At 40.6% G+C, this 2,918-nt stretch carries 3 protein-coding genes; all 3 read left to right on the top strand.

What is annotated here, in order from left to right:
• A partial coding sequence (locus B2X33_RS04080; RefSeq protein ID WP_296667844.1) for a methionine ABC transporter ATP-binding protein occupies positions 1 to 1,118 on the top strand: 1,118 nt, incomplete at its 5' end.
• On the top strand, positions 1,111 to 1,797 hold the full coding sequence (locus tag B2X33_RS04075) for a methionine ABC transporter permease (RefSeq protein ID WP_296024898.1): 687 nt from the start codon (positions 1,111 to 1,113) through the stop codon (positions 1,795 to 1,797). The genes B2X33_RS04080 and B2X33_RS04075, both read left to right, overlap by 8 nt.
• A gap of 151 nt (positions 1,798 to 1,948) precedes the next feature.
• Entirely contained in the window at positions 1,949 to 2,791 is an 843-nt protein-coding gene (locus B2X33_RS04070; protein WP_296024901.1) for a MetQ/NlpA family ABC transporter substrate-binding protein, read from the top strand.
• Positions 2,792 to 2,918 lie beyond the last annotated feature (127 nt).

Genomic DNA, 2,918 nt, shown 5'->3' with positions numbered 1-2,918 from the left:
CGAAGACGCGGAAGTACGGAAAGCCCGGTTTTTGCGAAAGCAAAAATGGCCCAAAAAATTTAAATATGGAGGTTTTTGTGGCAATTATTGAATTAAAAAACATAACCAAAACTTTTGAGCAGGACGGAAAAATTTTTGACGCGGTTAAAGATGCTTCTGTTTCGGTTGAAAAAGGCGAGATTTATGGAATTATCGGTTTTAGCGGGGCAGGGAAGTCGACTTTGGTGCGGACGATTAACCTTCTTGGAAGACCGACTTCTGGACAAGTGATTGTAAAAGGCAAGGATTTTCTTTCGCTTTCGGAAAAAGAACTGAGGCAGGAACGAAAAAAAATTGGAATGATTTTTCAGCATTTTAATTTGATGAAAAGCCGCAATGTTTTTGAAAATGTCGCTTTTCCGTTAAAACATTCTGGACTTTCTAAGGAGGAGATTTCGCAAAAAGTTCATTCGCTTTTGGAGCTTGTAGAAATTAACGACAAGGATAAAAATTTTCCGTCGCAGCTTTCCGGCGGCCAAAAACAGCGTGTTGCGATTGCCCGCGCTCTTGCCAATGATCCGGACATTTTGCTTTGCGACGAAGCGACGAGCGCGCTTGATCCGACGACGACAAAGGCGATTTTAAAACTTCTAAAAAAATTGAATAAAAAACTTGGGCTTACGATTGTGATTATTACGCACCAGATGGAAGTTATAAAAGAGATTTGCGACAAAGTTGCGGTTATGGAACACGGAAAAATTGTTGAGAAGGGAGATGTTTTCGATATTTTTGCAAATCCGCAGAACGAAGTTACAAAACGCTTTATTAAGGCGACTTCGAGCTTAACAAAAATCGAGGAATTGATTGAAGAAGACAGCCCTGTTGTTCATCTGGAAAAAGGCGAATATCTTGTACGTTTTTCGTATATTCAAAAAAACGTGAGCGAGCCTTTAATCAGCGCAACTTCGCGGATTTACGATGTGACGATGAATATTATTTTTGCAGAAATCGAAATTGTTCAGAATGCGCCGATCGGTGGAACAATTGCAATTATTAGCGGAAAAAAAGAAGCGATTGAACGCGCTCTTGAACATATCCGCGAAGAAAATGTTGGTGTGGAGGTTTTAAAAAATGCTTGAGTTTTTGACAAAAATTCTTCCGAACTTGATGGCGAACAAGCGTTATGTGAATTTTGGAATTTCGATTGTTCAAACTTTGCAGATGACGCTCTGGTCTGGCGCGATAAGTTTTGTTTTGGGGCTTGTCTTTGGAATTACTCTTGTTGTTACCAAAAAAGGAGCGATTCTCGAAAATAAAATTGTTTATCAGATTTTGGATAAACTGATAAATTTTTTCCGCTCGATTCCGTTCATTATTTTGCTTACGGGAGTTATGCCGTTGAGCCGGCTTATTATGGGAACTTCGATCGATGTTCGCGGTGCGATTGTGCCTTTGGTTTTTGGAACTGTGCCGTTTTTTAGCCGGCAGATTGAAACCGCTCTTGCGGAAGTTGATTCTGGTCTTGTCGAAGCGGCCGTGAGCATGGGATTGAGTCCGTGGGATATTGTTCTTAGGGTTTACCTAAAAGAAAGCATTGGCCCGATTGTCCGCGGAACTATGATTACGACGGTAAGTTTAATTGGATTGACGGCAATGGCAGGGGCAGTTGGAGCTGGCGGTCTTGGAAATTTTGCGATTCAGTACGGACACGATATGAATATGCAGGACATAACCTGGCTTACAATTATTTTGCTTGTCATTGTTGTAAATCTTATTCAATGGGCAGGCACAAATTTTATAAAAAAACACACGCATTAAAAAAAATTGCTTAAAAAAACAAAAAAATAAAAAACTATTGAATAAAAAAACTAAAAGTAGTATAAACAAAAATATAGTTTACCTAGTGATTTGCTAGGGAATAAAAACAAAAGGCTGATTTCAAAAATACGGTCTTTTAAGGGAGATTCTTATGAAAAAAAACATTGCAATTTTGGCAAGTGCGCTTGCACTTATTTCGGTTTTTTTTACTTCTTGCGGTGAAAAAAAATCAAACACAGTAAAGCTTGGCGTTGTCGGGGCAATGTACGAAGAAATTTGGAAACCTGCAAAAGAAGCGCTCAAGGCAGAAGGAATTGACCTTCAGATTGTGCTTTTTACAGATTACAGCACACCAAATACAGCGCTTGCAAACAACGACATTGACCTTAACGCTTTCCAGCACAGAATTTTTTTGGAAGCAGATTCGGCTTCCCGCGGATACAATTTAAAAATTATCGGAAACACATTCATTATTCCGCTCAACCTTTATTCAACAAAAGTAAAATCTGTAGCAGAGCTTAAAGAAGGCGCAGTTGTTGCAATTCCGGACGATGTTACAAACGGCGGGCGCGCGCTCAAAGTTTTGCAGGCGGCAGGACTGGTAACTCTCAACGAAAATGCCGGTTTTAATCCGAGAATCAACGACGTTCTTACAAGCAAAGTTCAAATTAAAGAACTCAAGGCAAACACAATTCCTTCGGCGTTGCCAGACGTAGACGCGGCGATTATCAACGGAAACTATGCTCTGAGCTTTGGAATAAAAACAGAAAGCGCAATTTTTGCCGACACAAGCCTTACAGAAAAAAATTACTGGAACTTGATTGCCGCAAATGCTGAAAGTCTCAAAGATTCAGCAAAAGTGGAGCTTTTCCGCAAAGTCGTAGCAGCCTTTCAAACAGCCGAAACCGAAAAAATCTTTAACGAAAATTACGGCGGATATTTTATCAAGGTAGGCTGGGACGAAGACGAGCTTTCAGCCCGCCTCTCAGAATAAAAATCAGGCTCAAACCTCCGGACTTTTTGTTTGGAGGTTTTTGCAATTAAAAAAAAGGAGGGGAGGGGAAAGTCTTCCCCTGCGCGTCCACTTTGTTGGCCGCTACCCCTTCTAGCGGGGACACCCC

The organism is Treponema sp. UBA785 (genome assembly GCF_002297065.1).
Lineage (GTDB): Bacteria > Spirochaetota > Spirochaetia > Treponematales > Treponemataceae > Treponema_D.
This window is presented reverse-complemented; position numbering and strand designations above follow the sequence as displayed.

What these genes read in the sequence shown, in the direction of transcription:
- B2X33_RS04070 (WP_296024901.1), top strand. Translation starts at nt 1,949, where the DNA reads ATGAAAAAAAACATTGCAATTTTGGCAAGTGCGCTTGCACTTATTTCG.
- B2X33_RS04075 (WP_296024898.1), top strand. Translation starts at nt 1,111, where the DNA reads ATGCTTGAGTTTTTGACAAAAATTCTTCCGAACTTGATGGCGAACAAG.